This window comes from Flavobacterium sp. GNP001 (assembly GCF_054343775.1).
Genome location: NZ_JBTGUX010000001.1, coordinates 2619324 through 2633585, shown reverse-complemented (window position 1 = coordinate 2633585; position 14262 = coordinate 2619324). Strand labels below are relative to the sequence as shown.

10 protein-coding genes are annotated in these 14262 nt (G+C 35.9%); 9 read left to right on the top strand and 1 reads right to left on the bottom strand.

All coding sequences use genetic code 11. The annotated features are described in order from the left end of the window. Nucleotides 1–216: 216 nt before the first annotated feature. From rimP to infB, 3 genes are all read left to right on the top strand, one after another. Nucleotides 217–681: a ribosome assembly cofactor RimP gene (gene rimP, locus ACXX8U_RS11230; RefSeq protein ID WP_187038231.1), complete on the top strand. Its 465-nt coding sequence runs from the start codon at nt 217–219 to the stop codon at nt 679–681. 13 nt (nt 682–694) lie between these two features. After that, nucleotides 695–1948, top strand: a complete 1254-nt coding sequence (gene nusA / locus ACXX8U_RS11225) for a transcription termination factor NusA (protein ID WP_210787906.1) — start codon at nt 695–697, stop codon at nt 1946–1948. 113 nt (nt 1949–2061) lie between these two features. After that, on the top strand, nt 2062–4935 hold the full coding sequence (infB, locus tag ACXX8U_RS11220; RefSeq protein WP_458565921.1) for a translation initiation factor IF-2: 2874 nt from the start codon (nt 2062–2064) through the stop codon (nt 4933–4935). Between the two features lie 353 nt (nt 4936–5288). On the opposite strand, the gene ACXX8U_RS11215 is transcribed toward infB, so the two are convergent. Further along, a complete protein-coding gene (locus ACXX8U_RS11215) occupies nt 5289–5678 on the bottom strand; it encodes an SPOR domain-containing protein (RefSeq protein WP_458565920.1) in 390 nt (129 codons plus the stop codon). A gap of 215 nt (nt 5679–5893) precedes the next feature. On the opposite strand from ACXX8U_RS11215, the gene ACXX8U_RS11210 reads away from it, so the two are divergent. The 6 genes from ACXX8U_RS11210 to ACXX8U_RS11185 are packed head-to-tail and all read left to right on the top strand — an operon-like array spanning nt 5894 to nt 14244. Then, entirely contained in the window at nt 5894–7237 is a 1344-nt protein-coding gene (locus tag ACXX8U_RS11210; RefSeq protein ID WP_458565919.1) for a c-type cytochrome, read from the top strand. A gap of 29 nt (nt 7238–7266) precedes the next feature. Next, nucleotides 7267–10323 carry a TAT-variant-translocated molybdopterin oxidoreductase gene (locus tag ACXX8U_RS11205; RefSeq protein ID WP_458565918.1) on the top strand — a complete coding sequence of 1019 codons (3057 nt, stop codon included), beginning with the start codon at nt 7267–7269 and terminating at the stop codon, nt 10321–10323. Nucleotides 10324–10360: 37 nt separating this feature from the next. Beyond that, on the top strand, nt 10361–11764 hold the full coding sequence (gene nrfD, locus ACXX8U_RS11200) for an NrfD/PsrC family molybdoenzyme membrane anchor subunit (RefSeq protein WP_458565917.1): 1404 nt from the start codon (nt 10361–10363) through the stop codon (nt 11762–11764). Next, nucleotides 11757–12281, top strand: coding sequence for a DUF3341 domain-containing protein (locus tag ACXX8U_RS11195; protein WP_306263946.1), 525 nt, complete (start codon nt 11757–11759; stop codon nt 12279–12281). Before nrfD ends, ACXX8U_RS11195 begins: the two co-directional genes overlap by 8 nt. A 7-nt stretch (nt 12282–12288) precedes the next feature. Next, nucleotides 12289–12834: a c-type cytochrome gene (locus ACXX8U_RS11190; RefSeq protein ID WP_210787901.1), complete on the top strand. Its 546-nt coding sequence runs from the start codon at nt 12289–12291 to the stop codon at nt 12832–12834. A 27-nt stretch (nt 12835–12861) separates the two neighbouring features. Then, the gene (locus tag ACXX8U_RS11185) at nt 12862–14244 is read left to right on the top strand and encodes a quinol:cytochrome C oxidoreductase (protein ID WP_458565916.1); all 1383 of its coding nucleotides are present in this window, start codon (nt 12862–12864) and stop codon (nt 14242–14244) included. Nucleotides 14245–14262 lie beyond the last annotated feature (18 nt).

Genomic DNA, 14262 nt, shown 5'->3' with positions numbered 1-14262 from the left:
AGGTTTTTTTGTTTTAGAATAATTTTGTTTGAGTAGTAAAATAATATTTTTAGATATTCAGCTCCAATTAAGATGTAATTTTATGAAATATAAGCAATAAGCGCTCTTTTAAGGCGCTCTGTTATTTCAAATTACAAAAAAAAGACTATCTTTGCACCGTTATTTATTAAAATCTAGATAATGAGGGGACTAAATGTCCCCTCTTTTTATAAAAATATGACATTTAAAGAAAAAGTAAATTCCGTATTAAACGAAGCCTTGGCAGAGAAGCCTGCTTTGTTTTTAATAGATCTTGTGATCACCGATGCCTACAAAGTAATTGTCTCGCTTGATGGCGACCAAGGCGTTGTATTGCAGGATTGTATTGATGTGAGTCGTTATATCGATAATCATTTAGATCGTGAGGAGCAAGATTATTCTTTAGAAGTAGCCTCGGTTGGAGTAGGATCTGCTTTGAAAATGGTACGTCAATATAAAAAAAATATTGGTCGTACATTAATCGTAAAGACTGGTACAGAAATAATTGAAGCAGAATTAGTAGATGCTAATGATGATTTTGTAATTTTGTCCTGGAAAGCAAGAGAACCAAAAAAAATAGGGAAGGGAAAAGAAACAGTTCAGAAAGAATTACAACTTTCTTACGCAGACATAAAAGAAGCAATTGTTACAGTAACATTTTAATTAAAGAATTCGCATGGAAAATTTAGCATTAATCGATTCATTCTCAGAGTTTAAAGATGATAAACTTATTGATCGTGTAACGCTTATGGCAATTTTGGAAGATGTATTTAGAAATGCATTAAAGAAAAAATACGGTTCAGATGATAATTTCGATATCATTATTAATCCTGATAAAGGAGATATGGAGATATGGCAAAGAAGAGTAATCGTTGCGGATGAAGATTTAGATTTCGATCACTTAGAAATTACTTTAACAGAAGCTAGAAAAATTGAGCCAGATTTTGAAATCGGCGAAGAGGTTTCGGAAGAGGTGAAATTAATTGATTTAGGTCGTAGAGCTATTTTAGCATTGCGTCAGAATTTAATTTCGAAAATACACGAACACGATAGCACGAATTTATACAAGCAATTCAAAGATTTAATTGGCGATATCTACACTGCTGAAGTGCACCATGTGCGTCCTAGAGTAGTTATCTTGGTTGATGATGAAGGAAATGAGATTGTATTACCAAAAGAAAAACAAATCCCATCTGACTTTTTCCGCAAAGGAGATAATGTAAGAGGAATTATTGAAAGCGTTGAATTAAAAGGGAACAAGCCGCAAATTATTATGTCTAGAACTTCTGAGAAGTTTTTAGAAAAATTATTTGAACAAGAAATTCCGGAAGTTTTTGACGGTTTAATCATGGTTAAAAAAGTGGTGCGTATTCCTGGTGAAAAAGCAAAAGTAGCTGTTGATTCATACGATGATCGTATTGATCCAGTAGGTGCTTGTGTGGGAATGAAAGGATCACGTATTCACGGGATTGTAAGAGAGTTAGGTAATGAGAATATTGATGTAATCAATTACACAACCAACTTGCAATTATTTATTACAAGAGCTTTAAGTCCAGCAAAAGTATCTTCAATTAAAATTAATGAAGAAACAAAAAGAGCTGAAGTTTTCTTGAAATTAGAAGAAGTTTCAAAAGCCATTGGTCGTGGTGGTCACAATATTAAATTAGCGGGATTATTAACTGGTTATGAGCTAGATGTAATTCGCGAAGGAGATGTGGCTGGTGCTACAGCTGATGAAGATGATGTTGAATTAACAGAGTTTTCAGATGAAATTGAGGATTGGGTTATTGAAGAGTTTGCAAAAATTGGTTTAGATACTGCAAAAAGTATCTTAAGTCAAGATGTAGATGATTTAGTGCGTAGAACTGACCTAGAAGAGGAAACAATTCTAGATGTAATTAGAATATTGAAAGAGGAATTTGACAGTTAGTCATTAGTTCTTCAACGATAAACATGCCACTTTACAAAACAATATCGCAGCGATAGGTATCGAAGTGATAGTAAAGTGAGGAATAACAAAAAAGGTAAATATAAAAAGGTTTTATGTCTGAAGAGAGAATTATTAGAATAAACAAAGTTTTAAGGGAATTGAATATTTCTTTAGAAAGAGCTGTGGATTATCTAAAAGATAAGGGAATTGCTATGGAAGCAAATCCAAACGCAAAAATTTCTGGAGAAACATACGATGTCTTGTGCGGTCAATTTGCGGGTGACAAAGGGAATAAAGAAGCTTCGAAAGAGGTAGGTGAAGAAAAAAGAAAAGAGAAAGAAGCTTTACGTTTAGAACGAGAAAAAGAAATCGAAGACAAACGTAAATTGGATGAAGAGCGAGCAAAACAACAAGAGGTAATCAAAGCAAGAGCAGTTTTATCTGGTCCTGTTCAAGTTGGTAAAATTGATTTGAATCCGAAAAAAGCGACCATCGTTCCCCCTGCAAAAACTGTAGAGAACACTGTTCCTGCTGCTGCAAAAACATCAGAGCCGGTAACTCCAAAAGAAGTTCCAGCTGAAAAGGTTGCTGCAGAAAAAACTTTGGATGAAAAACCTACTTCAGACAAAAAAGAGGTAAAACCGATTGCGGGTATTAAAGAAGTGAAAGTAGAGGTTCCTGTTGAGTCAAAATCGGAAGTTAAGCCAGTGGTTGCGAAAGCAGACGAGGCTCCGGTAGAGGAAACTATCACTACCCAATATCAAAAGTTGTCAGGAACTACGCTTACAGGTCAAGTAATTGATTTGTCGCAGTTCAATAAGCCTAAAAAGAAAAAAGAAGAGCCAAAGATCACACCAAATAAACCAGGTGCTCCCGGTTCTGCGGCAGCTAATGCCAATAAAAATAAACGTAAAAGGATAGCTCCTAAGCCAGGTGCGCCAAGGCCTCCTGCTGTTCCGGGTGCTCCAAATCCAAACAAAATTACGCCTAATACTAGTGGAGGTGGTTTTAACGCAAACCGTAGTGCTAGACCTGGTTTCGTAAAAGGAAACAGACCTGCTATTGTGGCTAAAGTAGAGCCAACAGAAGAGGAAGTTAAAAATCAAATTAGAGAGACTTTAGAAAAACTACAAGGTAAAGGTGGTAAATCTAAAGCAGCTAAATATAGAAGAGATAAAAGAGATACGCACCGTCAAAAATCGGATGATGAGCAAAGAGCATTAGACGAAGGAAGCAAAACAATCAAGGTAACTGAGTTTGTTACTGTAGGTGAAATTGCAATCATGATGGATGTGCCAATTACTAAAGTTATTGGTACGTGTATGTCACTTGGAATCATGGTAACCATGAACCAAAGATTAGATGCTGAAACTTTAACTATTGTAGCTGATGAGTTTGGTTACGAAGTAGAGTTTATCACTGTTGACATCGAAGAAGCAATTCAGGTTGTTGAAGACAGAGAAGAAGATTTAGTTTTCAGAGCTCCAATTGTAACGGTAATGGGTCACGTCGATCACGGTAAGACATCTTTACTAGATTACATTCGTAAAGAAAACGTAATCGCAGGTGAGTCTGGAGGTATTACGCAACATATTGGTGCCTACGGAGTAACTTTAGATAACGGTCAAAAAATTGCATTTTTAGATACACCTGGTCACGAAGCGTTTACAGCAATGCGTGCACGTGGTGCTCAGGTTACTGATATTGCTATTATTGTAATAGCTGCTGATGATGATATTATGCCGCAAACTAAAGAGGCTATTAGCCATGCGCAAGCAGCTGGTGTGCCAATTATATTTGCAATCAACAAAATTGATAAGCCAAATGCTAATCCGGAAAAAGTAAAAGAAAGATTAGCAGGTATGAATTTACTTGTAGAAGATTGGGGTGGAAAAATTCAATCACACGATATTTCTGCTAAAGTTGGTACTGGTGTAAAAGAATTATTGGAAAAAGTGTTACTTGAAGCTGAGATTTTAGATCTTAAAGCAAATCCAAATAAAACATCTTCTGGAACTGTTGTTGAGGCTTTCCTTGACAAGGGTAAAGGATATGTTTCTACAATTTTAGTTCAAAACGGAACTTTAAAAATTGGTGATTATATGTTAGCTGGTAAGCATCATGGTAAAATTAAAGCCATGCATGATGAACGCGGAAATGTGGTTACTGTTGCAGGTCCTTCAACTCCAGTATCTGTACTTGGTTTGGATGGTGCGGCAACTGCTGGTGATAAATTCAACATTTTTGAAGATGAAAAAGAAGCAAAACAAATTGCTGCCAAACGTTCTCAATTAATGCGTGAACAGTCAGTTCGTACACAACGTCATATTACATTGGATGAAATCGGACGTCGTATTGCTTTAGGTCAGTTTAAAGAATTGAATATTATTCTTAAAGGTGACGTGGATGGTTCTGTTGAGGCGCTTTCTGATTCGTTCTCTAAATTATCAACTGAGGAAATCCAAATCAATATCATCCACAAAGGAGTGGGAGCTATTACAGAGACTGACGTTATGTTAGCTTCAGCTTCTGATGCGATTATTATCGGATTTAATGTTCGTCCTGCTGGAAATGCGAGACAGTTAGCTGATAAGGAAGAAATCGATATCCGTTACTACTCTATCATTTATGCTGCTATTGATGATCTTAAAGATGCAATGGAAGGAATGTTAGCTCCTGAAATGAAAGAAGAAATTTTAGGTACTGCGGAAATTAGAGAAATTTTCAAAATCTCTAAAGTTGGTTCTATTGCAGGAAGTATGGTTATGGATGGTAAAATCGTCAAAAATGCCAAAATGCGTGTTATTAGAGACGGTGTTGTGGTACATAGCGGTGAGCTAATTGCTTTAAAACGTTTCAAAGACGATGTAAGAGAAGTAGCAAAAGGTTACGATTGTGGTATTCAAATTAAAGGATACAATGATATCGAAGAAAGAGATATTATTGAATCGTACCACGAAGTTGCTGTAAAAAAGAAATTGAAATAATATTTTTTAAGTTATATTTTAAAAATCCCGATTCGTCGGGATTTTTTTATGTCTAAATTTCAACGGAATTGTATTTTAGGATCTTTATTTCTTTTTGTCAATCTTACTAAAAAATAGTTAGTTTGTAGGGGCAAGTTTAGAATTGTGTTTGTGTTGTTACTGCAAGTAAAAGTAGTTTGGCTATTTAGTAACATAGACGTTGGTTTTCTAGTTGGCTTGCCTATAATTAATGGCTCCCACTTTGCTTTTAATTGGTAGTTGTAATTTAATTTTCGGGTACTTTTTTAGGTTAGTTTTAGCTAAAAAAAAACAACCCTATTTGGGTTGTCTTTTTCAATTTGTTGATTCATAAATTATCTGCTTGGTTTAATCAAATGAACCATAGGATACCTTTTTTTTATCTCAAGTAACAGTTGTTCTGCCTCTATTCTGGTTTTAAAATTTCCTACCCATACCTTGTAATTGGGAGTGAAAAACACAATTGTACCATCGATTCCGGGATATTCTTGTCGGAAAGTAGCTAAATTGGTTTTTGCTTTATCGCTTTCACCACTAAAAATTTGAATTTTATAGCGGTCGCTAATTGCATTGTTTGAACCAGTTTTTCTTTTTTCGTTTAAAATTTGTTCAAATCTTGAGTCTTGCTTAATGCTAATACCTTCTGCTTGTGCGGCTGCGAAATGTGTTGTTAGAAAGTAGGTTAGGATTAAATAAAATCCCTTTTTGAACGCTGAAATTTTCATAACTTGTTTGTTTTTAGGCAAAATTAATATTTAATGATAAAAACCACATATAAAACATTATTTAGAATAAATATAAATTGGAAATAAGGCGATTTTAGGGTTTTGAGAATAGTTCTTAAGTCGTATTTTTGTCGAAGTTTTAAAATAAAGGAGTGGTTTTTCATAAAGTTATTATAAAAAACTGTGCCAATTTTACTAGATAATCATTATACAATATGAAAAAGGTGGGTAACCATAATTCGATCTCAAGAAAATTAGTCTTAGGCTTGTCCTTGTCTTTGATTTTCTCTTTAACTTCATTTGCTCAAGAAGCTCCTGCGGCTGATGCAGCTGCGGCTACTACTGATGTTGCTGCCGCTCCCTCTGGTGGAGATGCTGTAAAAGGTAAGGAATTGTTCAATGCAAATTGTGCGGCATGTCATAAATTGGATGCCAAAGCAACTGGTCCTGCATTACGCGGAATTGCGAACAAGCATGATATGCCATGGTTGTACAAATGGATTAAGAATAGTTCAGAATTGATAAAATCTGGAGATGCTGAAGCTGTAAAAGTTTTCAATGAAAACAACAAGGCGGTGATGTCTGCTTTTCCACAATTGTCAAATGCTGATATTGATAACATTATTGCTTATACTTCAGAGCCTAAAGCTGAAGCTGCTGCTCCTGCTCCGACTGGCGGAGGTACAGCTGTTCCGGGTGGTCCGGTCGCTGATAGTGGCTTATCAAATACTTTGATACTTGGTGCATTGGCATTAGTGTTGGCTATACTTGTTGTGATGTTGTTCTTGGTTAATAGAGTACTAACTAAAGTAGCCAAAGCAAACGGTATTGAAGTTGCTCCAAAAGAGCCAACTACGCCAATTTGGAAAGCTTTTGCAAAAAATCAATTTTTGATTTTAGTTACTGTTGTTTTCTTACTCTTGTCAAGTGCTTACTTCGTTTATGGATTTTTAATGCAAGTTGGTGTGGATCAAGATTACGCTCCTATTCAGCCAATTCACTATTCGCATAGAATCCACGCAGGTGATAATGAAATCAACTGTAAATACTGTCACTCTGCTGCTAGAGTAAGTAAGAACGGTGGTATTCCTTCTTTAAATGTGTGTATGAATTGTCATAAGAACATTGCTGAAGTTGCGGAAACTACTGCTACTCCAGAATACAGTAAAGCTTTCTATGATGAACAAATCCAAAAGCTGTACAAGGCTGTGGGTTGGGATCAGGCTACGCAAACATATACAGGAAAAACGGAACCAGTTAAATGGGTTCGAATTCATAACTTACCTGATTTTGTCTATTTCAATCACTCTCAACACGTAACTGTAGGTGGTATTGAATGTCAAACATGTCACGGTCCAGTTCAAGAATATGAAATTCAGAAACAATTTGCTCCATTAACAATGGGATGGTGTATTGATTGTCACAGAAAAACCGAAGTTAAAATGGAAGGTAACGAGTATTATACTAAAATACACGATGAACTTTCTAAAAAGTACGGTGTTGACAAATTGACTGCAGCACAAATGGGAGGTTTAGAGTGTGGAAAATGCCACTATTAATTGAATTATTAAGTTTTTAATATTTATATATGTCATCAAACAAAAAATACTGGAAAAGTGTTGAAGAACTAGACGAAAATAGTTCTATTGTTGAGGCGCTTAGAAATAACGAATTTGTTGAGCCAATTCCTACTGATGAATTTTTAGGTAACGGTGATGCTTTGTCATCTTCTTCAACTTCACGTCGTGATTTTTTAAAGTACGTTGGTTTTAGTACTGCGGCGGCTACGCTTGCGGCTTGTGAAGGACCAGTAAACAAGTCGATTCCTTACGTTCTTCAACCAGAACAAATCATTCCTGGTGTAGCTGACTATTATGCTACTACAGTTTTTGATGGTTTCGATTTTGCTAACTTGTTGGTTAAAACTCGCGAAGGTCGTCCAATTAAAATTGACAATAATACGATCGCTGGTGCAAAGTTTAGTGCAAATGCAAGAGTGCATGCATCTATTCTTTCACTTTATGATAGTATGCGTTTAAAGCAACCAAAGATTGAAGGTAAAAATGCATCTTGGTCTGCAGTTCAAACTAAATTAAAAACGAGTATTGCTGATGCATCTGCAAAAGGTGGTCAAGTAGTATTGTTAACAAATACATTAGCAAGTCCATCTACTGAAAAATTGATAGGTGAGTTTATTGCTAAAAATCCAAATGCTAAGCACGTTGTTTATGATGCTGTTTCGGAGTCTCCAGCATTGGATGCTTTTGAAATGGTTTATGGGGAAAGAGCTTTGGTGGATTATGATTTTTCAAAAGCTTCTTTAATCGTTTCTGTTGGAGCTGATTTCCTTGGAGACTGGCAAGGTGGTGGATACGGTGCAGGTTATGCTCAAGGAAGAATTCCTAAAGCAGGTAAAATGTCTCGTCATTTTCAACTAGAAGCAAATATGACACTTTCTGGTGCTGCAGCTGATAAGCGTGTACCAATGTCTGTGGCTAATCAAAAACAAGCTTTGGTTCATATTTATAATGTTGTAACTGGTTCTTCTGTTTCGGTTTCTCTTGATGAGAAATTCAAGGCAGAAGTGAATAAAGCCGCACAACAATTGAAAGCTGCTGGATCAAGAGGTGTTTTGGTTTCAGGTATTCAAGATAAAAATGCTCAATTGTTAGTTCTTGCTATTAATAAAGCTTTAGCTAGCGAGTCGTTTAATACTTCTGGCGTACGTCAAATCAGAAAAGGATCAAATGAAAAAGTAGCTCAATTAGTTGCTGATATGAAGTCTGGTGCTATACACACTTTAATTATGAGTGGTGTTAATCCAGTTTATACTCTAGCTGATACTGTTGCTTTTCAAGAAGGTTTAAAAAAGGTTAAAACATCAGTTACTTTTTCTTTGAAAGAAGATGAGACTGCATTGTTAGCAACTGTTGCTGCTGCTGCTCCTCACTATTTAGAATCTTGGAATGATCTTAGTTTAACTAAGGGAACTTATAGTATTACACAACCAACCATTCGCCCATTATTTGATACAATGCAATTTCAAGATGTATTGATGGCTTTAAATGGGACTGTTGGTACTTTCTATGATTACATAAAAGGAAATTCAGGATCTATTATTAGTGGATCTACTTGGAATAAAGTTTTGCATGATGGTGTATTTGTAGGTGCTATTCCTGCAGCTACTGCCGGTTCTGCTGATTATAGTGCTGCTGCTTCTGCATTAGCAACTGCTAAAAAATCAGATTCTTTAGAGTTAGTGTTGTACACAAAAACTGGTTTAGGAGATGGACAACAAGCTAACAATCCATGGTTGCAAGAGTTTCCAGATCCTATCACAAGAGTTTCTTGGGATAACTACTTAACAGTTTCAAATGCTGATGCTGCAAAATATGAGTTGAGTAATGAAATTGTAGCTAATGGTGGTTTGAATGGTAGTTACGCTAGCATTACTACAGCTGATGGTTTAAAGTTAGAAAACGTTCCAGTTATCGTTCAACCAGGTCAAGCAGTTGGTACTGTTGGTTTGGCTTTAGGTTATGGTCGTAAAGCGGCTTTGAAAGAAGAAATGATGGTAGGTTTAAATGCCTATTCTTTATATAAAGGTTTCAGTAATGTGCAAAGCATTACTTTGACTAAAGCAGGTGGTGAACATGAATTTGCATGTGTTCAAGGACAAAAAACTTTGATGGGTAGAGGTGATATTATCAAGGAAACTTCATTAGAAATTTTTAACACGAAAGATGCGCATGTATGGAATGAGGTACCAGTTGTATCTTTAGACCACATGGAAGTTGAAGCTACTAAAGTTGATTTGTGGGATTCATTTGATCGTTCTACTGGACATCACTTTAATTTGTCTATTGATTTAAATGCTTGTACTGGTTGTGGTGCTTGTGTTATTGCTTGTCATGCAGAGAATAATGTACCTGTTGTTGGTAAGGCAGAGGTAAGAAGAAGCCGTGATATGCACTGGTTACGTATCGATAGATACTATTCTTCTGAATCTACTTTCGATGCGGATGTTGAAAGAAAAGAAAATATTGCTGGTTTAACTAGTTCACTTTCTACATTTAATGAAATGGAAAAAGCAGGTGATAATCCACAAGTTTCTTTCCAACCTGTTATGTGTCAGCACTGTAATCATGCTCCTTGTGAGACTGTTTGTCCGGTTGCTGCTACTTCGCACTCACGTCAAGGTCAAAACCACATGGCATACAATAGATGTGTTGGTACTCGTTACTGTGCAAACAACTGTCCGTACAAAGTACGTCGTTTCAACTGGTTCTTGTATAACAAGAATTCAGAGTTCGATTACCACATGAATGATGATTTAGGTCGCATGGTATTAAATCCTGATGTAAATGTTCGTTCTCGTGGAGTTATGGAGAAATGCTCTATGTGTATCCAAATGACGCAAGCTACTATTTTGAAAGCTAAGAGAGAAGGAAGAACTATCGTTGACGGTGAGTTCCAAACTGCTTGTTCAAACGCTTGTTCAACTGGAGCGATGGTTTTTGGTGACGTTAATGATAAAGAGGCTGCAGTTACTAAATTGGCTTCTGATGAAAGAATGTACCATTTATTGGAGCATGTTGGAACAAAACCTAATGTGATTTATCATGTTAAAGTTAGAAATACCTAGTACAAAAAAAATTAATTAAGAATCAATATAAAGGATTATGTCGTCTCACTACGAAGCAACCATTAGAAAACCCTTAGTTATAGGTGATAAAACTTATCACGATGTAACTGTAGATGTAGCAGCTCCTGTTGAAGGAAAAGCGAATAAACATTGGTGGATTGTATTTTCTATCGCATTAATAGCCTTCCTTTGGGGTTTAGGCTGTATTGTATACACCGTATCTACAGGTATTGGAACTTGGGGTTTGAATAAAACCGTAGGTTGGGCTTGGGATATCACGAATTTTGTTTGGTGGGTAGGTATTGGTCACGCAGGAACTTTGATTTCTGCAGTATTATTACTTTTCCGTCAGCGTTGGAGAATGGCTATTAACCGTTCTGCCGAAGCAATGACAATTTTCTCTGTTATTCAAGCAGGTTTATTTCCAATCATTCACATGGGGCGTCCATGGTTAGCATACTGGGTTTTGCCTATACCAAACCAGTTCGGTTCTTTATGGGTTAACTTTAACTCACCGTTACTATGGGACGTATTTGCAATTTCTACTTATCTTTCAGTGTCATTAGTTTTCTGGTGGACTGGTTTATTACCTGACTTCGCAATGTTACGTGACCGTGCTGTAACACCTTTTAACAAAAGAATTTACTCTATTCTAAGTTTTGGATGGAGTGGTAGAGCTAAAGACTGGCAACGTTTTGAGGAAGTTTCATTAGTACTTGCTGGTTTAGCTACTCCTTTAGTATTGTCTGTGCATACCATTGTATCGATGGACTTTGCTACTTCTGTGATTCCTGGTTGGCATACTACCATTTTCCCTCCTTATTTCGTAGCTGGAGCAGTATTTTCGGGATTTGCGATGGTTAACACTCTACTTATCATCATGAGAAAAGTTTCCAACTTAGAAGCCTACATTACTTTACAGCACATTGAATTAATGAACATTGTAATCATGATTACAGGTTCTATAGTTGGTGTGGCGTATATTACTGAGCTTTTTGTAGCTTGGTATTCTGGAGTAGAGTATGAGCAATATGCTTTCTTAAATAGAGCTACTGGTCCTTATGCTTGGGCTTACTGGGCAATGATGACTTGTAATGTTTTTTCTCCTCAATTCATGTGGAGTAAAAAATTAAGAACAAGTATCATGTTTTCATTCGTAATTTCTATAGTAGTAAATATCGGTATGTGGTTTGAGCGTTTTGTAATCATTGTGACTTCATTGCACAGAGATTATTTACCATCTTCTTGGACTATGTTTTCGCCAACATTTGTTGATATTGGAATTTTCATTGGAACTATTGGTTTCTTCTTCGTATTGTTTTTATTATATTCAAGAACATTCCCTGTAATTGCACAAGCGGAAGTTAAAACAATTTTGAAAGGAACTGGAGATAACTACAAGAGAGAAAGAGAAGCAAATAAAGATTCACACCATGAGTAATAAAGTAATATACGCCATTTATAATGACGATGATATTTTGATGGATGCGGTTAAGAAAACTAGAGCAGCTCATCATCATATTGAAGAGGTTTTTACCCCTTTTCCAGTTCACGGATTGGATAAAGCAATGGGAATTGCACCAACAAGATTAGCTATCTGTGCCTTTCTTTATGGATGTGTGGGTATTTCGGTTGCAACTGCAATGATGAATTACATCATGATCCAAGATTGGCCGCAGGATATCGGAGGTAAGCCTAGTTTTAGTTACATTGAAAACATGCCAGCTTTCGTGCCTATTATGTTTGAGCTTACAGTATTTTTTGCCGCTCACTTAATGGTTATTACTTTTTATATGAGAAGTAAGTTATGGCCGTTTAAAGAAGCTGAAAATCCAGATGTAAGAACTACAGATGATCACTTTTTAATGGAGGTGGCTGTTAATAATAATGAGGAAGAATTAGTATCTTTCTTTCAAGGAACAGGAGCTGTAGAAGTAAAAGTAATTGATAAGCATTAATCGAGATATGAAAAGCGCACATAAAATAACACTTTTATTTGGTTTAACTATTTTAGTTGCATCATGCAAAGATAATGCTGCACCTAATTATCAGTATTTTCCAAATATGTACGAGTCTGTAGGTTATGAAACTTACGCTGAGTCAGATGCATTTAAAGATGGTAAGGAAGGACAACTTCCTGCTGCAGGTACTGTAAACAGGGGTTTTGAACCTTATGAATACGAAAATTCTACTGCAGGTTATGAGTTAGCTAAGGCTAATTTGAAATCTCCTTTAGATTCTTTAAGCAGAGATGCTGAAAAGGGAAAAGAACTTTATGAAATTTACTGCATAAGTTGCCATGGTTCTGCCGGTAATGGAAAAGGTAAATTAGTAGAGAGAGAAAAGTTTTTAGGTGTTCCTAGTTACAAGGATAGAGTTATCACAGAGGGAAGTATTTTTCATGTCATAACTTATGGTTTGAATTCAATGGGTTCACATGCCAATCAATTAAGCGCCAAAGAACGTTGGTTAGTTACTGACTATGTTCTTAAACTAAAAAGTGAATTATAATTGTTGAACAAACTCATCTTAATAGATATGTATACATTTTCAAGTAAATTAAAAACCTTTTCGTTCATCCTCATGGCTCTTGGAGTTTTAGGTATTGGATATGGTTTTTATAGTGCTCCCAAAGATATTCAACAGGTAGAGCAATTGCTCGCCGCTGAAACTCATGGTGAACATGGCGGTTCAACGCATGCTGAACCAACTCATGGTGCTGAGGCTACCCATGATGAAGCTTCTGCAGAAAAGGCATATGAAGTAGAAGGTCACAAAGCTCCATCACATGAAGTTTCTGCGGATGCTGAGCACAAAGAGCATTTAAATCATGTTTTACACCAACTTCAAAATAAGCCTTGGTCTGCTTTGTATGTTGCGTGTATCTTTTTCATGCTTGTTTCACTAGGTGTTTTGGCTTTCTATGCAATTCAGCAAGTAGCGCAGGCTGGTTGGTCCCCAGTATTATTTAGAGTAATGCAAGGGATAACTTCTTATTTGCCGGTAGGTGCTGCAATCTTTTTTGTAATCTTAGTACTGTGTGGGCTTCATTTTAATCATATTTTTGTTTGGTTAGATCCAGAGGTTGTTGCTCATGATAAATTAATAGCAAACAAATCGGGTTATTTAAACTTTCCTTTTTGGATTGTTCGTGCAGCTATCTTCCTTTCTGGATGGTGTCTTTACCAATATTATTCACGTAAAAATTGTTTAGCTCAAGATGAGGCTACTGATAATTTAATGTACAAAAAGAACTTTAAATTATCAGCTATGTTCTTGGTGTTTTTTATCGTGTCTGAGTCTATCATGTCTTGGGATTGGATAATGTCTATAGATCCACACTGGTTCAGTACATTGTTTGGATGGTATGTATTCGCTAGCTTCTTTGTAAGTGGTGTTACAACTATTGCTTTAGTTACTTTGTATCTTAAGTCTAGAGGTTATTTAGAATTTGTTAATACGAGTCACATTCATGATTTAGCTAAATTTATGTTTGGTCTAAGTGTTTTCTGGACTTATTTATGGTTCTCTCAATTCATGTTAATTTGGTATGCCAACATTCCTGAGGAGGTAACGTATTTTATTACTAGAATTGAAGATTATAATCTTCCTTTCTTTGGTGCTGTGGTCATGAATTTCTTATTCCCATTGTTGATTTTAATTAATACGGATTTCAAGAGGATTTCATGGGTTTTGGTGATGGCTGGTATAGTGATTTTAAGTGGTCACTATTTAGATTTCTTCAACATGGTTATGCCTGGTACAGTAGGTGATAGATGGTTTATTGGGGTTTCAGAGATTTCTTCAGTTCTTTTCTTTTTAGGATTGTTCATATATGTTGTCTTTTCAGCTTTGGCTAAATCTCCTTTATTGGCAAAAAGAAATCCGTTTATAGAAGAAAGTAAACATTTTCATTATTAATATTTAAAGAAATAAACA

Coding starts and splice junctions, on each gene's coding strand:
- rimP (WP_187038231.1), top strand. CDS start 217: ATGACATTTAAAGAAAAAGTAAATTCCGTATTAAACGAAGCCTTGGCA.
- nusA (WP_210787906.1), top strand. CDS start 695: ATGGAAAATTTAGCATTAATCGATTCATTCTCAGAGTTTAAAGATGAT.
- infB (WP_458565921.1), top strand. CDS start 2,062: ATGTCTGAAGAGAGAATTATTAGAATAAACAAAGTTTTAAGGGAATTG.
- ACXX8U_RS11215 (WP_458565920.1), bottom strand. CDS start 5,678: ATGAAAATTTCAGCGTTCAAAAAGGGATTTTATTTAATCCTAACCTAC.
- ACXX8U_RS11210 (WP_458565919.1), top strand. CDS start 5,894: ATGAAAAAGGTGGGTAACCATAATTCGATCTCAAGAAAATTAGTCTTA.
- ACXX8U_RS11205 (WP_458565918.1), top strand. CDS start 7,267: ATGTCATCAAACAAAAAATACTGGAAAAGTGTTGAAGAACTAGACGAA.
- nrfD (WP_458565917.1), top strand. CDS start 10,361: ATGTCGTCTCACTACGAAGCAACCATTAGAAAACCCTTAGTTATAGGT.
- ACXX8U_RS11195 (WP_306263946.1), top strand. CDS start 11,757: ATGAGTAATAAAGTAATATACGCCATTTATAATGACGATGATATTTTG.
- ACXX8U_RS11190 (WP_210787901.1), top strand. CDS start 12,289: ATGAAAAGCGCACATAAAATAACACTTTTATTTGGTTTAACTATTTTA.
- ACXX8U_RS11185 (WP_458565916.1), top strand. CDS start 12,862: ATGTATACATTTTCAAGTAAATTAAAAACCTTTTCGTTCATCCTCATG.